Annotated in this window: 20 protein-coding genes; 10 read left to right on the top strand and 10 right to left on the bottom strand. The window is 44.9% G+C overall.

Annotation, left to right across the window (positions count from 1 at the left end; all coding sequences use genetic code 11):
• Positions 1–37 precede the first annotated feature (37 nt).
• Positions 38–4,834, bottom strand: a complete 4,797-nt coding sequence (locus BJP34_RS22125) for an SdrD B-like domain-containing protein (RefSeq protein ID WP_070394204.1) — start codon at positions 4,832–4,834, stop codon at positions 38–40.
• A gap of 214 nt (positions 4,835–5,048) precedes the next feature.
• Here BJP34_RS22125 and BJP34_RS44070 point away from each other — a divergent pair, with 214 nt between their 5' ends.
• A complete protein-coding gene (locus BJP34_RS44070; RefSeq protein WP_158517384.1) occupies positions 5,049–5,189 on the top strand; it encodes a hypothetical protein in 141 nt (46 codons plus the stop codon).
• Positions 5,190–5,673: 484 nt separating this feature from the next.
• On the opposite strand, the gene thrS is transcribed toward BJP34_RS44070, so the two are convergent.
• Complete coding sequence (gene thrS / locus BJP34_RS22120; RefSeq protein WP_070394203.1) at positions 5,674–7,491, bottom strand: threonine--tRNA ligase; 1,818 nt, start codon at positions 7,489–7,491, stop codon at positions 5,674–5,676.
• Positions 7,492–7,577: 86 nt separating this feature from the next.
• Between thrS and BJP34_RS45720 the strand changes: the two genes are divergently transcribed.
• The 3 genes from BJP34_RS45720 (at position 7,578) to BJP34_RS22110 (ending at position 8,934) form a co-directional block, all read left to right on the top strand.
• Positions 7,578–7,718, top strand: coding sequence for a hypothetical protein (locus BJP34_RS45720; RefSeq protein ID WP_168166480.1), 141 nt, complete (start codon positions 7,578–7,580; stop codon positions 7,716–7,718).
• A gap of 382 nt (positions 7,719–8,100) precedes the next feature.
• Entirely contained in the window at positions 8,101–8,448 is a 348-nt protein-coding gene (locus BJP34_RS22115) for a DUF2605 domain-containing protein (RefSeq protein WP_070394202.1), read from the top strand.
• 147 nt (positions 8,449–8,595) lie between these two features.
• The gene (locus tag BJP34_RS22110) at positions 8,596–8,934 is read left to right on the top strand and encodes a DUF2973 domain-containing protein (RefSeq protein ID WP_070394201.1); all 339 of its coding nucleotides are present in this window, start codon (positions 8,596–8,598) and stop codon (positions 8,932–8,934) included.
• A 50-nt stretch (positions 8,935–8,984) separates the two neighbouring features.
• Here BJP34_RS22110 and BJP34_RS44065 read toward each other — a convergent pair whose 3' ends face one another.
• From BJP34_RS44065 to BJP34_RS22095, 4 genes are all read right to left on the bottom strand, one after another.
• Positions 8,985–9,155 (bottom strand): hypothetical protein, encoded by a 171-nt coding sequence (locus BJP34_RS44065; RefSeq protein WP_158517383.1) that lies wholly within the window; start codon positions 9,153–9,155, stop codon positions 8,985–8,987.
• Positions 9,145–10,053, bottom strand: coding sequence for an H-type lectin domain-containing protein (locus BJP34_RS22105; RefSeq protein WP_070394200.1), 909 nt, complete (start codon positions 10,051–10,053; stop codon positions 9,145–9,147). Before BJP34_RS22105 ends, BJP34_RS44065 begins: the two co-directional genes overlap by 11 nt.
• Positions 10,054–10,657: 604 nt before the next feature.
• Positions 10,658–11,239 carry a hypothetical protein gene (locus BJP34_RS22100; protein WP_070394199.1) on the bottom strand — a complete coding sequence of 194 codons (582 nt, stop codon included), beginning with the start codon at positions 11,237–11,239 and terminating at the stop codon, positions 10,658–10,660.
• Positions 11,240–11,804: 565 nt separating this feature from the next.
• On the bottom strand, positions 11,805–12,464 hold the full coding sequence (locus BJP34_RS22095; RefSeq protein WP_083305299.1) for a GNAT family N-acetyltransferase: 660 nt from the start codon (positions 12,462–12,464) through the stop codon (positions 11,805–11,807).
• Positions 12,465–12,866: 402 nt separating this feature from the next.
• Between BJP34_RS22095 and glcD the strand changes: the two genes are divergently transcribed.
• Complete coding sequence (gene glcD / locus BJP34_RS22090) at positions 12,867–14,330, top strand: glycolate oxidase subunit GlcD (protein WP_070394198.1); 1,464 nt, start codon at positions 12,867–12,869, stop codon at positions 14,328–14,330.
• A 94-nt stretch (positions 14,331–14,424) separates the two neighbouring features.
• Here the strand turns inward: glcD and BJP34_RS22085 are convergent, their stop codons facing one another.
• On the bottom strand, positions 14,425–14,667 hold the full coding sequence (locus BJP34_RS22085) for a hypothetical protein (RefSeq protein ID WP_070394197.1): 243 nt from the start codon (positions 14,665–14,667) through the stop codon (positions 14,425–14,427).
• Between the two features lie 63 nt (positions 14,668–14,730).
• On the bottom strand, positions 14,731–15,162 hold the full coding sequence (locus BJP34_RS22080) for a hypothetical protein (protein ID WP_083305298.1): 432 nt from the start codon (positions 15,160–15,162) through the stop codon (positions 14,731–14,733).
• 144 nt (positions 15,163–15,306) lie between these two features.
• Here BJP34_RS22080 and BJP34_RS22075 point away from each other — a divergent pair, with 144 nt between their 5' ends.
• Positions 15,307–15,783, top strand: coding sequence for a DUF4332 domain-containing protein (locus BJP34_RS22075; RefSeq protein WP_070394196.1), 477 nt, complete (start codon positions 15,307–15,309; stop codon positions 15,781–15,783).
• A 69-nt stretch (positions 15,784–15,852) separates the two neighbouring features.
• Here the strand turns inward: BJP34_RS22075 and BJP34_RS22070 are convergent, their stop codons facing one another.
• Positions 15,853–16,467: a TetR/AcrR family transcriptional regulator gene (locus tag BJP34_RS22070; protein WP_070396818.1), complete on the bottom strand. Its 615-nt coding sequence runs from the start codon at positions 16,465–16,467 to the stop codon at positions 15,853–15,855.
• Positions 16,468–17,140: 673 nt separating this feature from the next.
• On the opposite strand from BJP34_RS22070, the gene BJP34_RS49245 reads away from it, so the two are divergent.
• From BJP34_RS49245 to BJP34_RS22055, 4 genes are all read left to right on the top strand, one after another.
• Positions 17,141–17,272 (top strand): hypothetical protein, encoded by a 132-nt coding sequence (locus BJP34_RS49245; RefSeq protein WP_267876338.1) that lies wholly within the window; start codon positions 17,141–17,143, stop codon positions 17,270–17,272.
• 102 nt (positions 17,273–17,374) lie between these two features.
• Positions 17,375–18,997 carry a M16 family metallopeptidase gene (locus tag BJP34_RS22065; RefSeq protein WP_149031111.1) on the top strand — a complete coding sequence of 541 codons (1,623 nt, stop codon included), beginning with the start codon at positions 17,375–17,377 and terminating at the stop codon, positions 18,995–18,997.
• Positions 18,998–19,441: 444 nt separating this feature from the next.
• Positions 19,442–20,929 carry a M16 family metallopeptidase gene (locus BJP34_RS22060; RefSeq protein WP_070394195.1) on the top strand — a complete coding sequence of 496 codons (1,488 nt, stop codon included), beginning with the start codon at positions 19,442–19,444 and terminating at the stop codon, positions 20,927–20,929.
• 92 nt (positions 20,930–21,021) lie between these two features.
• On the top strand, positions 21,022–22,245 hold the full coding sequence (locus BJP34_RS22055; protein ID WP_070394194.1) for a glycosyltransferase family 4 protein: 1,224 nt from the start codon (positions 21,022–21,024) through the stop codon (positions 22,243–22,245).
• A gap of 582 nt (positions 22,246–22,827) precedes the next feature.
• On the opposite strand, the gene BJP34_RS22050 is transcribed toward BJP34_RS22055, so the two are convergent.
• Positions 22,828–23,244, bottom strand: a complete 417-nt coding sequence (locus BJP34_RS22050) for a hypothetical protein (protein ID WP_070394193.1) — start codon at positions 23,242–23,244, stop codon at positions 22,828–22,830.
• Positions 23,245–23,814 lie beyond the last annotated feature (570 nt).

The raw sequence follows: 23,814 nt of genomic DNA, 5'->3' as shown, positions 1-23,814 counted from the left end.
TAGTCAGGCAATTCCAGACAACTGACGGGATAACAGTTTACTTCACTAGAGCCCGGAATCGGATAAACCCATAGGAATTCGGTGGCTCTCCTGGTGCAGTAGCTTCGGGCACATCTCCCACTTCCACCACCACAACTCCATTTTGGTTGACAGGTACATTACATCCCGCTGGCACTGAGGTCCCTGGTGAGTAATACCGACCGCGATCGCTATCGGGAATATTAGTTAGATATATGTTCGGTTCAGCTAAACCACTGGTGGGTAAAGGATCAGTACTCTCGAACAAGGCAATCCCGACATCACTAGCTGGGAAACCAGCAGTTTGGTTGAAGGCATCCGGAATAAAAGTAGTTTCTGCCGGAACTCGGTCACAGATACGCAGGCTCTTGGCGTAATTGCTGCCATTGGAAAGGAAGTACACAGTGTATTCCAACTCATCCCCTGGCATCACTGTGCCAGAGTTAATTAATCCCCGCAGATAAATATTGGGATTGGGCCAGTTAGGGTCATTATCATCAGGAGCGCGATCGCTTCCGACATGATTCTCAGAACCAGGACTATCAATACCATCAACAAAAGGTGAGCCAGATGTGGGTAAAGATTCCCAAACGTTACTGTCTTTGCGCTTAATAGCGGTAATACGTTTGACCAGGATCACGTTGGGGAGGCTTTGATCAAACCCAAAGTTAATATCAGTCACAGCAGTAGTAGTCACCTCAATCGGTATATCATTAGAGGTTCCTAACATGAACTCATCGGGGATCTCAGGATCGTTGGTATCGATTTGCACAATGTATTTTCCTGGCTCTAAGCTGGTGAAGCTGTAATTGCCACTATTATCAGTATCAGTAGTGGCTTGTTGGGTATCACCAGCATCAATAACATCATTACTGTTAACGTCTTGGTATAGTACTACCCTAATGTTGGCAGGTAAGGTAGATTCACCATTGTCGAAAGTATCGTTTTGGGGATTGTTGTCTTGGTAGAGAGTACCCGATACTTCACCAGTAGATGTAACCGGAAGAGCAATCATCCCCACATCGAGGTCTCGATTGTCTTCCGATGCAGCTAGAGCAAAGACTTCGGTATATCCCGTACTCGGGTCAGCATCAGAATCAATCGTGTCATCATTGCCCACATTTTGGAAACCAATCTCATAGCCAGAGGGAGCGATAAACTCTAAGAAATAGTTTCCTGCTGCTAAGCCAGAGAAGGAGTAGAAACCAGGATTCCCAGCCACATCGTTGGTAGTCACTGTAGTGGCAACTAGACTATCATCCCCGCCACCAGCTTCACCATCAGCACCTGGGTTATAAACCTTGACCGTCACACCATTGAGACCCAATTCACCAAGGTTTTGGAGTCCATCACCATTATTATCAATCCAGACAAAATCACCTAAGATCGGCTGAGGTACTATCCCTGCATCTACATCCTGGTTACTGTCTCCAGCACTGAGGGTAATGTTAGCCGTTTGTCCAGTAGCATCAGCATCCGAGTCTAGAGTGTCATCACCCTGGTCTTGGGGAGAGAAAGCATGACTAGGGGGCGCAATGAACTTTACATAATAGGTACCTGGTGTCAAGTCCCGGAAGCGATAGAAACCAGGATTATCATTGAAGTCATTACTGGTTTGGGTCGAGTCGATCAGAGTGTTAGCAGTATCATAAAGTTCAACAGTGACGCCATTGACACCAACTTCACCCCCATCTTGACTACCATTGCCATCGGTATCCAACCAAACGAAATCACCTAAACTAGCGGTAGCTGGGTCTACAGAAGTTAGTCCAGCATCGAAATCACTGGTGTCTGTAGTCTGGTTAACACTAAAAACATTTGTCTGTCCAGTATTGGGATCCGCATCGGAGTCAGCGGTCTCATCACCACCCTGGTCTTGAGGAGAGAGATTTAGGTTGTCTGGGGGAATGAATTTCAGAAAGTAATCTCCCGCTGGCACGTTCGAGAAAAGGTAAACCCCATCATTACCGGTACCATCGGGAGCAGTTAAGGTAAACCCATAGAAACTATCGTCACTGGTACCAGGTTGACCATCACCTCCGTCTTGCCACAACTCAACCCGCACCCCATTGATACCCAGTTCACTATTATCTTGAATCCCATTACCATTTTGGTCATCCCAGACTAAGTCTCCAATGATGGCAGGGGTGGGGGGTTGAATCACAATGCCGACTTTGGGGGGTTCTGCGGGTAACAAGGTAGCTGCCGCACCGGATTGATCCGTTCGTGTCGAGACGAAAGCAAAGGAATTCCAGGCAATCTCGCCGTTGGTTGGTGCTCCAGCCGGTGCTCGCATTGGCCAGTTGAGGACCACCGACTCTAGGGGGTCGAGAACCAGGTTACCCAAGTTAAACCTCAGAGCGGTGACCGCACTGGGGTCACTGGGAAAGGTAGTACTCCAGTCATTGACGCAGCCACTAGGCCAATTGAGGTCTTGACCATCAGTAGGATTAGGACGGCAAGGATTGGAATTGGTGGTGTATTCAACCGTAACACCAGGAATGGCCACGGTAACCGGACCAGCGAGATTAGGACGCCATTGGGAACCCCTGGCTGAACTAGTATTGAGCACTTGAGTATCGCCGATGGCAGGCAACAGATCGACTACTAGTATATTAGTCATCGGTACCGTGCCTTGATTGGTGATAGTGAGCTGGTAATCTACCTGTCCCCCCGGAACCGTGGTGCCACTAGTGGAAAAACTGGTATCGACCTCACCCTGAACTACTTTTTCTGAATCGAGGGTTGCGATCGCAGCTACGTCAACGTTTGCTGTTCTGCGACAAATCGTCTCATCGGTGATGCCATCCCCATCCACATCAACCGTATCCTGAGTTCTGCGGTTATTATTGTTGCAATCGAACACACTATCGTTGGACATGATGAATAATTCATTAGTCAACGAACCTGTACTCACGCCCTGCTCAACCACTGTATCGACATAGATTCTCAGCCACCTATTCTCTGGTATTTGGGTTCCTGTAATTTCCCAACGCAGCAACGTGCGACCGGTGCCGTTGTAGTTGGGAATCGCCTCGAAGTTGATCGGAGGGTCAGCGGGCAAACTACTCGATCCCCCATTGGTAAACCTCCAGGCACCCCCATAGTCAAGCCCTGCTGGCAGTAAATCGGCAATAATGGGATTGACATAATCTGCGGTAGCGCTCGACTCGTTGCGAAACTGTAGCCGAAATTCTATGGTGTCACCAGGAGCATAGGGTCCACTACTAGTTTCATCTGTTTTGTTTGGATTTAGGATCGCTTGTAATGCCGAGATTTCTGTCTCTTGGCACTTTTCCAGGGGGTTTGTTGGTGAATTGGGCGTCCAAGTCAGTTGGGCACAGTTCTTGATCGTCTCCCCAATCGAGCGGTCAGGCTGAACCTCTACAAACAGTTTTGGTCTATTACTGCCTCCTGTAGCTTGAAAACCTACTGGTACATTGGTGTACTCGAACTCAACCCCTGTAATGTATTCCCCTGCTCCTAAGGTGATGTCCGTCCCAATGGTGAGGGTGGTGTTCTGAGGGTGTGAGGTACCGGCTGTCAAGGGGTTGAGATTAGTTTTGTAGCGGACAATCACATCCCCAGTGTAATTGTTGTATCTGCCTGTGCGAATTCTAGTGACCCGCACCTGATCTAAGAGGTTAATCCCATCGTCATTGACTTGATCTAGGTCGTCAGTGACTGTTAGAGTAGTCATCGGTACATTACCGGTATTTCTTGGGTCAAGCCGAAACTCAAATTCATTGCCAATAGCCACCTGACCCGAGAATGATTTAGAACTCAATGTGCCTTGATAGTTAGCGTCTGCAAAACCATGTTCAGCCTCACCATTTAAGTTCAACAAAGGGGTGCCATCAATCAGTTCTCCTGTTGCAGTAGCTGGGTTAATCACAGTACTATTGGCACCACTAGTGTTGAAGGTACCACTAGGATACTCAACAGAGACTTGTGCGTTGAAACAATTTCTGCCACTCTGAATACTGAGGTTACCGACATTCCAAGTGACAACCCCTGAGTTATGGGTACCCTCATTGGTAGCACTAACAAAAGTTGACCCAACCGGAAGAGTATCTTGCACAACTACATTTTCTAGGTTGATACCACTCTCAAGATTCCGGGCATGGCAAAGCTCAAGCTCATAGGTCACTGGTGAATCAAGAGCGGGATCACCATTGCTAGGAATCACCCGATTTTTCTCCAATGTCCACTTATTTAACGCAGCGTTTGAATCGACATCAGAGGTAACGGTTAGAGCCTCGGAGGTGGCATTCCCGGCATTAGAACTCGTCCCTTCGGCTAGGTTAGTTGCTTCTATATCGTTTACAGTCGTACCGGGGGGAAACTGGACTCGAATCTCCAAGTTGACCGGGGAACCTGCTGGAATCGGTGAATTATACTCAACGGTAACCAGTCCTGTATCCTCGTCATAGGTGAAAGTAGCAGGACGTCCAGGAAGGATGCTGACATTCTCAGAAGACCAATCAATTTGAGGAGGGAGTTGGTCAGTAATCACCACATCCTGGCAGTCTTCATCTCCACTACAGGAGACCCGGATGGTGTAGATAAATTCTTGTCCTGATGGAACTTCTCTAACGAGATTACCATCGCTATCATTAGCGTCTTTCACCAACTGGAGTTCGGAAACCGCCCATACTGGAGTAGCGTAACCTGCGATCGCACTGACTAACATCAAACTGCCAATCAGTGTATGGGGAAAAAACTGGGAAGGAAAACTTTTTCCTAGAGGATAGGGTAGACTTTTTGATCCCAAATCGGGTGCGATCGCTTGGAGATAGTTCAATAAAGATTTCATGACTGGCCGCGATGAATAATTAGAATACGGAAATTAAGCTAAACAAGTTTTTAAGAACAAATCGGGTATTGAGAGATTACTGAGACCATAGGCATTTAATTATAATTACCTGAAGCATAAATTAACTTTATAGCCGTATGCTTTATGCCCAATTGGTTGTGTTAAAGGCCAGGTGAAAACCCACTATAGTTAGTCAGTAAATCTCCCTCTCTTGATGGAAAGGGCGAGTGGGGGAAATCCCCGTGAGGCCACTGGATCGTTAGTGAGAACACAGATTTTTTCTGAATTAGTGCCATTTTGGCAAAGCGATGCTCGGTACGAGCCGCTACGCGAACGCACCCTGATGTTCGGTTAGTTTTAACTTGCCTAGTTAAACTATTGTTATTGTTCTAATCTAAGATTGCTTTATTCAAGCTGCTGTTGCCTAGAGATAATTACTGAAATTTCACCGGAAATTTAACAATTTTAAATGGGTGATATCCGTGAATTACACATCATCATGTTTACGGAAGCAGCTTCTTAACTGGAATAGCACTGACTTAAAAGTTGGAAAAGACTTAAGATCGCCATAAAAGAGGCAAGATGGGGAGGATGGAGAAGCAAAAGTATTGAGTCGCTTCACAAAACTTAATATAAATAGTTATAGGAATTCTAGAAACCGAAAAATTGCTAAAAACATAGGCTCTGCCATACCTTTGGTGATCAGCTGTTAGGCATTTTTAATGCCTAACAGCAAGGCATAAGGCAGAAGCGATAAATCATGCTTGTTATAGATTGACAACAAAAAGATGCACCGAGTCAAAACGCGGTGCATCCCTACTCCCTATTTCCTTTAGAGTCTAAAAATTCTCCCGATTGCGATTTGCCTGCTCCATCTTTTCTACAACCAGGTCTATGGGCATCATTCCCAATTCCCCAGCGGCACGGGTACGAATATTCAAACTGTTTGCTTCGACTTCCTTGGCACCAATCACACTCATCACCGGGATTTTAGCCTTTTCGGCATTACGAATTGCTTTACCAAGCCTTTCCCCACTGGTATCGACTTCTGCTCGAATCCCATGCGATCGCATTTTTGTTGCCATTTCCTGAGCAAAAGGCAACTGTGCGTCCCCGACTGGTAACAATCGTGCTTGTACTGGTGCTAACCAGAAGGGGAAGTCTCCCCCATACTGTTCAATCAATATCCCAGTTAGCCGCTCGATAGACCCAAAGGGGGCACGGTGAATCATAACCGGGCGTTGGCGAGTGCCATCTTCTGCCACATACTCCAAATCAAATCGTTCTGGCAAGTTGTAATCCACCTGTACCGTTCCTAACTGCCATTCCCTGTCGAGGAGATCCTGGAAGATAAAGTCCAGTTTCGGGCCATAAAATGCCGCTTCCCCTGGTACTTCAACGGATTCCATGCCCAAGGTATCTACAGCACGGCGAATTGCTCCTTGGGCTTTTTCCCAAGCCTGATCCGAACCAATATACTTATCCGAGGCCGGGTCACGGAAACTCAACCGTGCTTTAAATTTCTTCATTTGCAGAGTTTTGAACACTGACAGGATTAAATCCACCACATTGAGGAATTCCTGATCTAACTGATCTGGCATCACAAATAGGTGAGAATCATCCACCGTGAAACCACGCACCCTGGTCAACCCCCCCAGTTCCCCAGATTGCTCATAGCGATACACTGTACCAAACTCTGCCAAGCGCATGGGCAATTCCCGGTAGGAGCGCAATTCACTCTTATAAATTTGGATATGGAAGGGGCAATTCATCGGCTTTAGGACAAATCCTTGTTCTGCGGCTGCTGCTTCCTCATCCTCAGCCATCATCGGGAACATATCCTCTTTATAGTTCTGCCAGTGACCGGATACCTTAAACAAGTCCACTCGACCAATATGGGGTGTCTCCACTGGTAGATAACCTCGTTTAAGCTGTTCTTGCGTGAGGAAATCTTTCAAAAGGGTACGCAAAACCGTTCCTTTCGGGGTCCACAGGGGTAATCCTGGTCCCACCGGGTCAGAAAAGATAAACAGTCCCAGTTCTTTACCCAGCTTACGGTGATCCCGTTTCAGGGCTTCTTGCTTACGGCGCTTATATTCCTGTAGTTGCTCTGGGTTTTCCCAAGCTGTACCATAAATGCGCTGGAGTTGAGTATTACTCGCATCCCCTCGCCAGTAAGCCCCAGCCACACTTTCCAATTCAATGGCCTTCGGGTTGATTTCACTGGTATTTTCCACATGGGGACCAGCACACAAATCCCACCACTCATCCCCCAAGTGGTAAATCGAGATCGGGTCTTCTAAATCTGCCAAAATTTCCAGTTTATAGGATTCACCCAGTTCCTTGATCCGCTGTTGAGCTTCTTCCCGTGGCACCTCTTCTCGAATTACCGGAAGCTTCCGCTTAATGATTTTGACCATTTCCTTTTGGATTTTCTTTAGGTCTTGCTCAGTAAACGGTTCTGGCTGATCAAAATCATAATAAAAACCATTTTCAATCCAAGGACCGATAGTCACCTGAGCCTTCGGAAATAGCTTCTGGACGGCCATTGCCATCACATGGGAGGTCGTATGACGGATTCTTTGTAGGGTCTCGGATTCGCTAGTACGGGGCAAATGAATTTTTTCAGGCTGTTCGGAGGGTTCTGAGTTAAGCATCGGTGACTGTTCTATGGAATTGAGTAACGCGCTATGACCGTAACACCAATTTTGTGCTATCCCTCTATGATACAAACCTTGTTTTGATGCAAAGCGCGAGTGGGGGAAACCACGGCAGTCGCTCATGGCGCATGGGTCTGTGTGCGGAACCTGCGTCCGCACCTTGTAAGCCCCGTGGGAACCCCCCCATGAGCGACTGCCTTCCCAAGACCGCGCTGCATCGCTAGTTTTTGGGGCAGTACATGTTTCTGGTGTAGTACTCTATCAATTTAGTGTTGAGGGTTAGGGCAAGGGGTTAGGGGTTACGGGTTGGCTTAATGGTTTTGGTACTTAATGGATAACACAGATGCATAGTACAAGGGTGCCTAATTGGCTAAAGTCCATTGTAGATCATGTCCGGATAATTCCCCTATATCACAATTTGCCCCATCTGACCATCTGAGCATCAATCGTCTTGATGATCGGTATTAAACCGGACTTGAGCTTACCCCTCAATTCAATTTTGAGGGAGTAGTAGTCTCCCACAAGTGTTAAGGGTTATGTGATAAATTGTAAAAAAATGTAAATATAATTAAGGTAGACTATGAAAAAATAAACAGTTTTAATATCATGAATCAACCCCAGCCATCAACACCGGAGTTACTCAAAACCATATTGGAACCGCTACTAGTAGATTTTGACTACTGGTTTGAGCGATCGCTTTCGTTGTTAGAAACTGAAGATATCACCTTTTTGACCAAGGAGGAACAATCTGACCTAGTCAAGCGGGTAAAGGAAGCCCAGCAGGAGGTAAATACAGCTAAAATGCTTTTTAACGCTACCGATGGTCAAGTAGGAGTTGAACTTTCTACCATGATGCCATGGCACCAATTAGTGAGAGAATGTTGGGGAGTGGCAATCCGGTGGCGATCATTGGCATCCGGTGCATCCGAGTCAGCGGCTTCAGGGAATGACTAATCTTGACGCGCCTAGATTCAGGAAATGATTGAGGATATAGTGGACTACCGTTTGTTAAAGTTAACTAACCACCTATAAAAAGCCGTTTTTTATCCCTGAGCAAGACAAGGAGTTAAAGACCAACTATTCGGTCGGGAGGACAATACGATGTTACACCTAATTTATCTAGTTGCCTTTACTGTTCTAGCATTTTTAGCAATTGGAAATTTAATTCGCAACCTATTAAGTTTGAGTTTTGATTCCCAGCGTTCTTTCTCAGCATCGGGAAAATCACCCACCCAATGGGGACGGAATCAAGTGAATGCCAATCCATCTCCTGCTAAGTCAGTACCGCACCCGGAACTGCTTGATGATAGTGGCAACCCTATTAATGAACCCCTGTTAGTGATGCGGTCAATGACCGTTGAAGACGCTCGCCAACAGTTAGACGCTATATACAATTCTTCTCCCGGTAACAGCAAGGGGAAGACAGAAGAAAACCAATAGTCTATTGATTTCAGGTTAAGGCTAGACAAAGGGAAAGGGGATAAGCAAAACTATTTCCCCTGACCGAATTCGTTGCTCGACAAACTATAGCGCTGCAAGCCGGGAATAGGGAATAGGGTATAGGGTATAGGGTATAGCGATGCAGCGCTGAATCGATTTTCCTTGACAGACAGCATTAAATTATAAGTATTCAACTGAAATCGATCTGATTTATTTGCCATAGGCAAACCAACTTGCATTAGCGCTGTAAACCCGCGTGTCTCCCCAGGTTTCCAATACATAATGAAACCCCTCTCGATTGACATGAGTTACATCAACTTTTAATCGGAGATTTTCATCATTATCACTATCGATATCGTTTAAAGCAATATAAACCACAGGATCGGAAGAAAAGTTCGTATTAAACTTTTTCTCACCTGATATTCTTCGTCTGCCATCACCTTTTGATAAATTCCCTTCCCTAACAGAAATTTCTCCACTCTCCAGTTTAATCTGTGAACTAGCCACTTCTTCGATACTTCTAGAGATAGTAATCAACTGATTACTATCTTGAGTTAAGTTATTGATCCGTTCAACTATATCTCCCAAGGCGACTGGGTCTGATTCTATAAGAGCATTAAGTTTTTTCTCTATAGTAGAAGCGTTGATATCTAAGCTTTGCACCTTACTATTTAGATATTGAGCTTGTTTTTGATAATCTTGAGTTTGGGTTTTGATAGTTTGAGTTTGTTGCTGAAGAACTTGCAGATCAACTCGGTTATCAAATAGAGAGTTATTTATACGTTTGTTGAGTTTATCAAGTTGTTTTTGTTGATCTTTGATATGTCCTTTTACCGAACTATCAACAAGACTAGACATAACTACAAAACCACTGACTGTGGTGAATAGGGTAGTGAAAAGCAACAAGCCAATCACTAGGTGAAATTGTGTTCTGAATTCCTTCCTTAGTTCCTCAGCTATTTTGGGTGAAAATAGTTGTAATTCTGTATAAATTAAAGCTCTGATATCTGTAGAGCGCTTATCCAGATAACTTCGGTAGGTATCTAGTTCTTTCTTGAGATCATCTCGTTCGCTTCTTAGGCGATCGATAGTTTTTTTAAGTATGTCAAAATCATTCATAGTAACCAACTAGCTAAATACCGACAATTCCATAGATAAGCTGTTCAGCATTTAGATTGGGATACCTAAATTACTCAAAGGGAACAGGGAACAGGGAACAGGGAACAGGTAATAACCAATTTAAATGCACATCAGCTTAGTAATCAAGTCTCTCCATTGTCAGCCATGCTTTGCGCGAGTGGGGGAAACCCCCGCAGGTAGGGCTTTGGTGCGCTAACCGTAGGCGAATTAAATTCGCGCTTATTGTCGCACCTGAGGCATCGCTATGGGCTGTTATAGCTGAAATTGCTCAATTCGCCAACTACAGAGGCTGATCTGATGGCACCCAGGATAATCCATAGTGAACAGTAAATGGTGATAGTAAATGGTGATAGTAAATGGTGATAGTAAATGGTGATAGTAAATGGTGATAGGTAGGGGTTTAGCAGAATTCTCTGTTACCCATTACCCATTACCTACTATAGCGCTAGTTGCTCTAATCATTGAACTCTGTTAAATAATGCTTCGTGAGACCGGGAGCTGGGGAGATTCCGGAGATCTAAATCTAAATTTATAAATTTTCTAATCAATTGAGACGATCAGCATCAGCCAAAGGATTCCAGACTTAATGCTCATGGTGAGGGGCATTACGTACCTTCCTGATTGTATAGGGCAAAACCCCTACCAGCAGAGCAAAGGCTTCATCTGGCAGTTGGGCAATAGTGTTGGCATCAAAACCAAATCCCTCAAACTGTTCAAGAATCTGTTGGGTTCGTTGTATAGGACTTGGATATTCTGTAATTTGTTTAGTCAGTCGAATCCATTGCCGCCGAATCAAATAAGCACGCCGTCGCTCCTCAGCTGATTCTGGAGAAATCAATGATAGATTGCCCACTGGCACTACTCCCTGACAATCAAGATCAAATATTCCTCCTACAGCCGAACCTGGTCCTGCAAATTCTGCATGGTAGTGTTTATATATGATTAGGCCATTGCGACGCCTACTATTAACAATTAACAATTGTTTATCCCGAAATTGCGAGAGAATTTCTGATGGCTGTGAGTCTCTCATCTTGTTCTTGCAGGGGTTCAGGCTTTCCTGGTTCATGCCACTTAGGGGTTGAGGATTGGCGAGACCCTGGTTGTGAGCAACCACCTCCTTTGGGTAAAAAGCTATCTGGTAATAGTGTTGGTATTTACTCTCCATCTCAAACTATATGGCGTAATATCGAGCGAGCAGGTAAGCACCCAAGCTAAAAGCCCCGATCCACTTTCCTTAAATAACTGTAAGTTTTTTAAAATACACAAAACGGAGAGTCAAGTCTTGTTTAACTACCATTTCCAACTATAAACTTGGGTTTAACCTAAGTTTATAGTTATCAAAAAACACCTCAAAATGGCTTCAAGACACCAAAACTTTGTATGGCTAGATACTAGATTATAGATTATTGGTATCAATAGCTACAATTTATCGGTACAAAGCAAATTTTGTGGTTTAGTACGGTAGATCTGATGGGATTTACAAGTAGACCGTAGCACAAATCAACTAAATTTCTCCACCAGCGAGGTCTTCAAACACTAATTTTCTTGAAAGCTTTATCAATAACCCCCTTTTTGATCTGTTATCAAAAACGATACTCTGCTACAGATAGTCTGAACAAAAATAAGTTATTCAAACATATTTTGTTTGTTTTGTCAATGTGATAAATCACCTTATGTAAAATATATCTGTTATTCGTCAGCTTGATAACTCCATTATGACGAAATTCAGCCTACTGAGACAGACTCTGACCCTGTAAACTAAGACCAGCAGGATTAATCTGCTTGTGTAAGAGCAGGCGTTTGGGAAGCCTAAGCAATCCTCCGGTATAGCTTGGTTCTACCCGATCCAGTTCATATCCCCTCTTGAGATAAAGTTGCCTGGCCTGATAATTGTTTTCCAAAACATGCAAGTAGAGGTCTTGAAAGCCCCATTCTAGGGCAGTTTGCTCACAAGCCAATAGCAAATTTTCCCCGACTCCTTGCCGCCGACAAGACTTTCTGACAGCCAGATTGGAGATGTAAAGATGTTGGCAGTTAGGCTTTGGCCAACAATAGCGAGAACGGAGTGTTAGCTCTACAGTACCAGCTAGCAGCTGACTGGTAGCAGCAGAATCGGGAACGGTAGTGACGGCGACTAAACACAGGTAATGGGGTAAACTAGATCGCAGTCTGTGGCGCAAATCTTCGTAAATACCCAGTCTTAATAGAGGGTGAACCCAGCTGATCAGCCCTTTTTGAGGGTGAAAGCTATCTGCAAGAATATCTGCTAAGGTGCTAATATCCTCAGATTGAGCAGCACGTATAGTGACTTGAGATATACCACCAGCCAAGGTATCTTGACCAGTAGGGACAGATTTATGAAGGGTTAAGAAAGAAAAGCAGGAATCCACAACTACAAAATTAAAATTATTTGGGAATGGTAAACTCTAACTAAAGTATGTAGACTATACGCCGAAGGGGTTCTAAGTTCCCCCCCCCTAGCTTCCCGTAGGTTCAAGGAACCAGAAGGTATATGGCTAAAAACTCAGCAAGGAGGTATGAGCAATTGAGCTCGAAACTAATTACCCAATTTCAGGCCAGGTAAATATTAAGGTAAATAGGAGACATTAAACGTTATACTTCATAATTAATACCTTTTTGAGAAGTTTGATCAAAATCCGCTGACGGGATTAGCAAAGCGTGATTCCCGACCACCTTAAACTAGAAAGTCTTCAACGTCAGGTAGTTCACACACCTTAAACTAGAAAGTCTTCAACGTCAGGTAGTTCACATTATTCTATCGCTATTGAAATATGACGAATCATAAGACTGACTGGACCCCAATCATTAAGAAATTTGTTGCGATAGTAGGCAAAAATGGTGTGGTTCAACGTCGTGAAGAATTGCTGACCTATGAATGTGATGGTCTGGCCAGCTATCGCCAACGACCAGCGGTAGTAGTGCTACCACGCACTACCGAACAAGTCTCAGAGGTGCTTAAGATATGCGATCGCTATTCTATCCCGTGGGTGGCACGGGGTGCTGGCACCGGATTATCCGGTGGTGCTCTACCTATAGAAGATGGTGTGTTGATTGTCACTGCCCTAATGAAGGGGATCCTGGACATTGACCTGGAAAATCAGCGAATCGTAGTACAACCAGGCTTAATCAACAACTGGGTGACCCAAGCGGTAAGTGGTGCGGGTTTCTATTATGCCCCTGATCCCTCCAGTCAAATTATTTGTTCCATTGGTGGCAATGTGGCTGAAAACTCTGGTGGTGTCCATTGCCTAAAATATGGCGTGACCACTAATCACGTCATGGGGTTAAAATTGGTTCTTCCTGACGGTTCAATCGTGGATGTAGGGGGATCAGTTCAAGAAATGCCTGGTTACGACCTAACCGGCTTATTTGTTGGTTCCGAAGGCACCTTGGGGATCGCTACAGAAATTACCCTGCGCATCCTCAAGAGACCAGAATCAATTTGTGTCCTCCTAGCGGACTTTACTAGCATTGAAACTGCTGGTACTGCGGTTACTGACATTATTGGTGCTGGGATCATTCCTGCGGGTATGGAAATGATGGATAATCTCAGCATCAATGCGGTAGAAGACGTAGTGGCAACAGGTTGTTATCCGAGGGATGCTGGAGCAATATTGCTGGTAGAACTGGATGGCTTAAAGGTAGAAGTGGACACTAATAAACAGCGGGTTGCCCAACTGTGTAAACAGAATGGGGCAAGAAATATCACCACGGCTAGTGACGAAGAAACCCGCCTGAAATTATGGAAAGGTCGCAAAGCAGCTTTTGCTGCCGCAGGGAAGATCAGCCCCAATTATTTCGTCCAAGATGGGGTGATTCCTCGCACTGAGTTAGCAGGGGTTTTAAGGGAGATTGAGGCATTAAGCGAGAAATCTGGGTACACAATAGCTAACGTATTTCACGCGGGTGATGGAAATCTACACCCCCTAATCTTGTACGATGAAAAGGTGCCTGGGGCATTAGAAGAGGTAGAAAATGTTGGTGGAGAAATCCTCAAACTCTGTGTAAAAGCAGGGGGGAGTATATCTGGGGAACATGGCATTGGTGCGGATAAGAACTGCTTTATGCCAGATATGTTCACGTATACGGACTTGGAAACAATGAAATGGGTTAATCAGGTATTCAATCCCAAGGGTTTAGCCAATCCAGGCAAGGTATTTCCGACACCCCGGACTTGTGGAGAGGCAGCAAATGCCGGAAAAACAAAGGAATTTGAATCTATCGAGCGTTTTTAAACTAAGTTTCGTCAGTTCGACATGAGCCTTCGTTATCCAGGAGTCAAGAGCTTTGAGTTAGGTTGAGATCAGGTCAAGAAATTTCCTTTCCCTATTATCTTTTGCCTTTTACCTTTTGCCTTTTGCCGTTGCCAGTCAGTCGCTGCTTTTCTTGCCAAGCCACAAAGCAAATTCCCCACAAAAAACTCAAACTGACGAATAATCCTGAAGGATTACCAAGACTGAGTAATAGCAAGACGAAAAAAAAACTACCAAGTTGAGCCGTTTGCTGGAGTAGGGAATTCAACCCAGCTTTGGCTTCTTGCTCCAAAGTCAGTTTGTTACGGCTTAACTTCATTCTAAAACCAACAAGGAAAATACCATTACCGATTGAAAACTGCTATATCGAAAATTTACTAAATTAAAAATTATTGAAATCTGCCCATAAACGACCAATTATGCGACCAGCCATCAGGATCCAGAGCAAAAAATTAGCGGCACCGATGATTAAGCTGGCATAAAATTGGACCCCAATGGCACTCTCCATACAAACACTAAAATCTAAGAAGGTGTTGGTGAGAATTAACTGCCCGATTAAACTAGGAATGTAGAGGATTACCAGCAGAGCGATCGCATCCTGAAGGCTCAGGTATACACTTCTCCACATATCCCCTAGTAAAGCTTTACCAAGCTTATCCACAGAAGTCCATATATGTTGCATCAGATTTCTTGGAAGCACAAATGTGATCTGGCCGGTTTTGACACTAAGCCAGTATTCATTTCCACCGAACCGAGATCCGGATACTGATGTATGGTGGTTTGTTGAAGGTTGATCAAGGGCGAGGTACTTCACCCCCTTGAAAACTGCTAAAGGTTTGCACCTCCGTCGGCCCCGAGCAATCCCTCGCGGCCTAGGGTCGCACCTTAGGGTATGATTCCCTGTTGCGGTTCGGTGTAGGCTAGATTAATGTAGAAGCATCATTTCCCGGTAGTCTAGATGTCTACTAAATCCAAAATTCATCCGAGAACTACCCAAGTCAGTGACTGGTCAATTGAGCAGTTGCCCGGATTAAGTATTCACGATCAATCAAAACTCAAAGCATTGGGCATTACCACCACTAGGCAGTTGCTCGACAAGGCAAGCACAGGCCAAGCTAAACAAGCGCTAGCTAACCAGTTAAAGGTTAAGACTCAGTACGTCAATAAATGGGTCGCCCTAGCCGATTTAGCTCGTATCCCTAGCATTGGCTGCCAATATTGTGGACTAGTGTTACATGCAGGAATATGCTCTTTAACCCAACTAGCTCAGACTCCCCCTCACCGCTTGCACCAAAATATTTTACGCCTACAGGTAGCAACCATGAAGCGCCGAGACCTTTGTCCTGGTGTTGATCAGGTGGCACGATGGACTAAACAAGCACGAGATTTAGCTATAGCAAAGGGAACAGGGAACGAAAATTATCACAATTCATAATGGTACTCTATCATCATTGGTGATTTGTTGATTGTTAATTGTTATTTGCCATATTTAGGCACTCCTGCTTTATTCCTTAACCAACACTCCATTGAGGAAAATATCAGCAATGCCTTCTGCCATTTCTTGAATCTCTTTGGGGGAGGCATCTGAATCGAGGATGGTATTGTGACTGAAACCAGCAACGGCAAACATGCCCAAGAACACCTGAGCCAAAATCTTGGGGTTCATAGGGCGATAAATGCCTCGCTCAATGGCGGTTTCAAAAAAGGCTTCAGCCACATCGGTCATTTTAATAATTACTTCTGACTGAATGCGATCGCGCAATTCTGGGTGGAATTGGGCTTCCATAAAGCATACTCGCATCAGATCCGCATTCTCACCCATACGCATCATTCGCCGCCGCATCATCTGTGCTACTGCTTTATAGCTGCCCATTTCACTGAGTTCTGTGAGCAAATCGGTGAGAATGTCTACCCAACCCTGGGTGGCGACTTCAATCAGGATGGCTTTTTTGTTTTCAAAATGACGAAATAGGGTACCTTCAGCGACCCCAGCAGTACTGGCTAACTCCCTGGTGGTTGTCCCGTTATAACCTCGACTGGCAAACAAACGTCGTGCTGCTGTCAGGATACGTTGCCTGGTCTCTGTCTCTGACTGAGTTGGCTGATTTATTATTCCCATGGGTGTCAAAATGAAACTTGTAGCGCTATTATCCAAATTGTCCAACACTTCACCCCATAATTGTCAAATTTGAGACAGAGTTGGCTTGAGCTTCTAGTAGTAGGTGATGGTAATCATGCCTTGATTGTGACCAAAAATTTGGGTTTCAAGCTGGCCTTGGCCTATTGGCCACGCGGGGGTTGGTTGTGGCCACGCTACTTGAGGTGCCCATAAACGGGCGATTTTTCCGGAATTTGTCAAGGCAAAGGTTTATAATACAATAATTGTGTAGAAAGCGCACAGGTAGGATTCGTCGGTACTACCTGATTCAATAACGAGCGTAATGCGCATGCTAGTACACGAGGCGCGAAAAACCTCGCCGGTGCGCTTTCCGTTCTCCTACGGAGACGCGGGGCGCGTTCGGCTAATTAAATTCGCCACGGGTCGCACCGCTAAAACGCATGGGTCTTAACGGATACCGAAAACCAGTAAAGTAGCACATTCAAAATATATAACGTACCGTGGGGCACACGGGAACGAGGGAAGGGAGAAACAGTTATATTAGACACTCCTAGTACCTAGCGCTTAGGGAGATAAGCCCACTGGGATTAGTTAAGTTAGGCTTGATGCTTGGTTGCTGATTGAACGGGTATTTGGCTTGAATATTGCCTTTGCTGGATAGCTAATTTTAGCGATGCAGCGCGGTCTTGGGGGTTTCCCCCATGAGCGACTGCATCAAGACAAGGCGTGTCGTAGAACTAAGAATCCCCGTTCTTACTTCGGCGGGGAGTGTCAAACACTTGATGAAGAGACGCTAGCTTATTAGTTGTTAACCTCACGCCTCCTAAAGGCGGTACCACTACATCCCACCCTAGAAAGCGGTGGGCGTTGTGGGAGAGTTCTGTAAGTTCGTTACTGCCACCCTTGTATGACTAAAAAGAATGGATTGGTCGTGTTTCTCCAGCGTGTTGCGGATCACTTAAGACCACTTCGGTGCTTATTCAAGACAGGATCTATCAAGTCCCTATCGATTTTATCTTATCTGGGGGCAGCAATCCTAATCTGGGGAACATTCTCGACTATTGCATTAGCCCGTACTGAAACCCCAGCATCACCCTCAACCTCAATCCAACCCTATCTAGACCGGGTGATCGAACGGGTAACTGAGTTTACCCTGGATAATGGCATGAAGTTCATTGTCCTGGAAAACCACGAAGCACCAGTAGTTTCTCTTCTTACCTATGCCGATGTAGGTGGTGTGGATGAACCGGATGGCAAAACCGGTGTGGCTCACTTCTTAGAACATTTAGCGTTTAAAGGTACCACCCGGATTGGTACTACCAACTATGAGGCAGAAAAAAGTCTGCTGGACAAGTTGGACGAGTTGAAGAAACAAATTAAAGAGTATCAAGCCACTGGGAATGAGGCAGAGGTGGCTAAGTTACAGGAAGAGTTTGCCGAAGTCGAAGCTGAGGCAGCTAAGTATGTCAAGCAAAACGAGTTGGGTCAGATTATTGAGCAATCAGGAGGCGTGGGCTTGAATGCGGCAACGTCTACAGATTATACGGTGTACTTCTACAGCTTGCCATCGAACAAATTAGAGCTGTGGATGTCCCTAGAGTCGGAACGTTTCCTTGAGCCAGTATTTCGAGAATTTTATAAGGAACAAGAAGTAATCCTCGAAGAGCGTCGTCTGCGCACTGATAACTCTCCGATCGGTCAAATGATTGAGGCGTTCTTGGATACTGCCTATACCAAGCACCCTTATCGGCGTCCGGTGATTGGCTACAACAAAGACATTCGCAATCTCACTCGCCAAGATGTCCAGGAGTTTTTTGACACTTACTATAGTCCGAATAACTTAACTGTAGCTATTGCCGGAGATGTGGACCCAAAGCAGGTGAAACGCCTAGCTAAAGTCTACTTTGGACGCTACAACCATCAAAGCGAAATCCCTCAAGTCACTACGGTAGAACCACCACAGGCCGAAACCAAGGAAGTTACCTTGAAATTACCCTCGCAACCCTGGTATTTGGAAGGATACCATCGACCAGGGATTACCCATCCTGACCATGTGGTTTATGAAATTATGGGCAATTTGCTCAGTGATGGTCGAACCTCTCGCCTATATAAGTCTCTGGTAGAAGGGAAACAAGTAGCCCTCTCGGCGGCAGGGTTTAGTGGCTTTCCTGGTGATAAATATCCTAATTTAATGTTGTTCTATGCCCTAACTGCACCAGGACACACGGTAGAAGAGGTGGCAAGTGCATTGGAAGAAGACATTGAAAAGCTCAAAACTGAACTAGTTTCACCCCAAGAATTGGAACGGGTAAAAACTCAGGCAAGGGCTAGCCTATTGCGATCGCTTGATTCCAATATGGGTATGGCCAGAAATTTGGCAACCTATGAGGTCCAAACCGGTGATTGGCGTAACTTGTTTAAGGAAATAGAAGATATAGAGAAAGTGAGTGCAGAAGACATTCAGCGGGTGGCTCAGGCAACCTTTCGACCAGAAAATCGCACGATTGGACGGATTTTACCAAGTCAGTAACTCAACGGTTCAAGGTTGATCTCATTTTAAAGTTGAAGGTTGATATCAGTTGAAGGTTGATATCAGTTGAAGGTTGAAGGTTGAATGTTAGGAGGTTAAAGGTTGAAGGTTAAAGGTTGAATGTTGTTTTGTTGTTCATGCCCAGGGGTCTGATGTAGGGTAGGTGGTTTGGTTGAAGGGTAAAGGTTCTCATCGGCAACCTTCAACCTTGGCCTATTGGCCACGCGTGCGCGTTCAACCGGTTAACTTTCAACCTTCAACTGGTTAACCTTCAACTGGTTAACCTTCAACCTCCAACCTTCTAACCTTCAACCTTCTAACCTTCAACCTTCTAACCTTCAACCTTCTAACCTTCAACCTTCTAACCTTGGCCTATTGGCCACGCGTGCGCGAACAACTTGGTAACCAACAACTACTGATCCAATTACCCATCACGAATGACCAATGACCAATCTAAAATCGAAAAGCCAAAATCCCAAATACCTGAAATGGATCGGGCTACTAGTGGTGACAATGCTAGTGGTAGTGCTTGTTTCTCGTCTACCAGCAATAGCTGATACCCCACGCCATTACGATGAATTAGACTTTGACCCGTTACCACCAATTCAGCTACCGGACTACACTCGGTATCAGTTAGATAATGGGATGGTGGTCTATTTGATGGAAGACCATGAATTGCCTTTGGTGAGTGGTACAGCAATGATTCGCACGGGCGATCGCCTTGAGCCTGCTGACAAAATTGGCTTAGCCACTATGGCGGGAGTTGTCATGCGTACTGGGGGTACCACTGAACACTCAGGCAATGATTTAAATGTGCTCTTAGAAGAAAAGGCAGCTTCGGTGGAAACTAGTATTGATACTAGTTCTGGCAGTGCAAGTTTTAGTGCTTTGAGCGAAGATTTGGACTTGGTCTTTGATTTGTTTGCTGAAGTTATTCAAAAGCCCGCCTTTGCACGAGCTAAGCTGGCCCTAGCTAAACAGCAACTAGCGGGACAAATTGCCCGCCGCAATGATGATCCCGGTGATATTGCTTCTCGTGAATTTAGGAAACTGATCTACGGTGACACTAGCCCCTATGCCCGCACGATAGAGTATGAGCATCTAGATAATATCTCTCGTGATGATTTGATCAGTTTCTCACAGAAGTATGTATATCCAGAAAATATGATACTGGGTATTGTGGGGGATTTTGATTCCGAAAAAATGCGATCGCTAATTGAGGAGAAATTTGGGAGTTGGAAATCTGCCTCTGCCCCAGCACAGCCAAAGGTGCCAGACGCATCCCAGGCTCAGTTAGGGGGTATATTTTTTGTGGATCAACCTCAACTGACCCAAAGTAATATTCAAATGGGACATATCGGGGGCAAACTCAATAACCCTGACTACGCCGCCCTTTCTGTGTTAAATGAGGTGATGAATGGATTTGGGGGCAGACTATTTAACGAAGTGCGATCGCGTCAAGGTCTAGCTTACTCGGTCTACGGGGTTTGGAGTGTTCGCTATGACTATCCGGGTTTGTTTATTGCTGGGGGACAAACTCGCTCTGAAACCACGGTACCCTTTATTAAATCCGTTCTAGATGAAATCCAGAAACTTCGCACTAGTCCGATTAGCTCAGAAGAATTGGCTAAGGCAAAAGAAAGTGTTCTCAACTCCTTTGTGTTCAACTTCCAGAAGCCAGAGCAAACCCTATCTCGGCTGATGCGCTATGAATACTATGGCTACCCAGAGGATTTCATCTTCCGTTATCAAAAGGCAGTCACAGCTACTACCATTGAGGATGTACAGCGGGTTGCCGAACAGTATCTCAAACCTGAGCAGATTGTTACGGTAGTTGTGGGCAATGCTTCCCAAATCAAACCAGCCCTGACTAGCCTTTCCCAGGACATCACCGTCTTAGATATTACGATTCCAGAACCACAAAACAGCTAGTAGATTAATGGCAAATTGTTAATGGTTAATGGTTAATAAAGAAAAAATCGATTCACCATTTGCCACATACAATTTGCCCTTTGCTATTCTCAATGCGTATTCTATTCCTACATCCCAATTTCCCTGCCCAGTTTCGCCACATAGCAACTGCTTTAGCTAAAGATAACCGCAACCAGGTTGTGTTTGGTACCAGGCGCAAGGAAGGGCAACTCCCTGGAGTGCTCAAAGCTCTTTACAATCCCTCTAGGGAAGCACGTCCAGAAACTCACCACTATGTTAGACCCTTAGAAAATGCCGTACTTCAGGGTCAAGGCGTATATCGCTTAGCCAATCAGCTCAAGGCTAAGGGATTTGTTCCTGATGTGGTCTATGGTCATTCGGGTTGGGGACCAACGTTATTTATCAAAGACGCTTTCCCCCAAGCAACATTACTGTGCTACTTCGAGTGGTTTTATCATGCCCATGGGACAGATGCTGATTTTGATCCATCAGAGCCCCTAAACGCTGACGATGAAGCCCGGATTCGGATGAAAAATGCCCCGATTCTGTTAGACCTAGCCAGTTGCGATCGCGGATTGTCTCCCACCTACTGGCAGCGCCAGCAATTTCCAGCCGACTTCCACAGCAGAATTACCGTGCGTCATGATGGGGTGGACACCGAGTTCTTTAAACCCAACCCAGGGGCAAAGTTAGTACTAAAACAGATAAACTTAGATTTGTCTGAGGTGGAAGAACTAGTCACTTATGTGGCACGGGGCATGGAACCTTATCGAGGTTTTCCCCAATTGATCGAAGCAATCGGCATCCTTCAGCAGCGACGTCCTAACTGTCATGCTGTGATTGTCGGGGAAAATCGGGTGGCTTATGGTAAAACCCTACCCGATGGTAAAACTTACAAAGACTTGATGTTAGAAAAAGTACCCCTTGACCTAGACAGAGTCCACTTTACTGGTTTACTTCCTTACTCAGAATACCTACAAGTTCTTCAAGCTTCCTCTGTTCATGTTTATCTCACCCGTCCTTTTGTTCTGTCTTGGTCGATGCTAGAATCCCTTTCTACAGGTTGTTTGGTAGTAGCGTCTGATACTCCCCCAGTGACAGAGGTGATTGAAGATGGGATTAATGGTTTGTTAGTAGACTTTTTCTCGCCAGAGGAAATCGCCGATCGGGTTGAGGAAGCTCTCGACCATCCAGAACAGATGGCTGGTATTCGCGCTAAGGCCAGGGAAACTATTCAACAGGGTTATGATTTAAATCAGTTATTATCCCAGCATTTGCAGTGGATACGAGAAAGTGGGTTGAAGGTTGAAGGTTGAAGGTTAGAAGGTTGAAAGTTGAAGGTTAGAAGGTTGAAGGTTAGAAGGTTGAAGGTTGTTCGCCTTTGGCGTTCCGTGTAGGGTAGGTTAAAGCTTTAAACTCAACACTCAACAATCAACGCAATATTGAGAGGAAATTATATATTATAGTAATCCTATCTGATTCGTAAAATAAATGGGCTGTTTTAAGGCAGGAGGCAGAAGGCAGAAAGCAGATGAGATAGGAGTTTTAGGTAGGGCTTGCTGATTAACTCTCAAAGCATTGACAGATAAAGTTTTTAGCCTTTTTGGGTCTACAAAAGTGCCAGCTTTTCGGTCCAAAAAGCTCAAAAAGTGGCTCTTCGGTACTTGTTATGCTAAATAAACACTGGCTCTTCGTTTATGAACCATGACTGATATCCAGACAGGAGAACCATAAACATCATAGCTGAATAAACAGTTACGATGTTTATGGTTCCCTAAAAGTCACCCTTTTTTAAGCGAAGGGTTATCTAATCATATACGTTGTATCGCTTGTTACCCAAATTGACAGACTCTCGCTTGATGTTTCTCTGTTTTTTATTGGGACTTTTGGAATAATACTTATTGCGTGACGGGTGTGCCATTCCAGGTAAACTTGGGGTCGCGATCACAAAGACTAATGTCAGCTTGCCAACGGGAGGGGAAATCTGGGTCGATGAACCTGATTTCAAATCTGCCCCAGTGGTAAGTGGGTCTTCCATCAGCTCCCTCTCTATAGGTATCACAACACACTGATGAAGAATCCTGTACCCAATAGCCACTGTATGAACCTCGGTCAGTGTACACTCCTGCTAAACCGTCGATAAAGATCACTCCATCTTTATCGTAGTGCCAGATAGCGGTGTTGTTGCGGTCTTGATGATATACCACATTGTATTCTGCGGTTGTCCAAACCTCGTCCGCTAGAACTTGCTGGCATGTGAGTATGCAAGTCAACAAGGCTAAGGTTGAGATTACAATAAAATAATACTTTTTCATTGTTCGGTAACTTGGTTTAACTGAAAGTGTTGGCAGAGCAAGGGCACAACATTATCAAACCACCGCAGTTGCGCTACTACTTGTGGCATGATCTTATTGTCCAATGCGTGTTTAATCTGTTTATTCTCGTCTACGGTAAGAATTGTAACTAACAGGACTTACGCAAAGACACTAGATATGGAGTATTGTGGAATCAGACTAAACTCATAATTAAAGAAGGTTGTTGAAGCTTCCTCGGTCAAATACTCCGATCAGCCCTGATACTTAAGTTTATAAACACTAAACCCAGTCAAATAAGCTAGTTTGTTCAAAAAATTCCACACCAAAATGGCACAAGCAATAGGTGGTTTCTTTGAATTCGAGATTAGCTTGCTTGGGTCGTAAGTCCTGCAGTAAATGTGGATTGTATCATACCAGCTTACTCATGTCAACCCCTCTAATTGATATATATTAGAGAGGGTGACATGTTGATATATATTATCAGGGGTGACATGAGCCCTGAAAAGCTTACTATATAAGGCTTTGATGCCAGTTCTCTTAGCAAAGATAAACTGGTAACAGGATAAATAC

The sequence above is a fragment of the Moorena producens PAL-8-15-08-1 genome (assembly GCF_001767235.1).
In the GTDB taxonomy this organism is placed as follows: Bacteria; Cyanobacteriota; Cyanobacteriia; order Cyanobacteriales; family Coleofasciculaceae; genus Moorena; species Moorena producens_A.
This window is presented reverse-complemented; position numbering and strand designations above follow the sequence as displayed.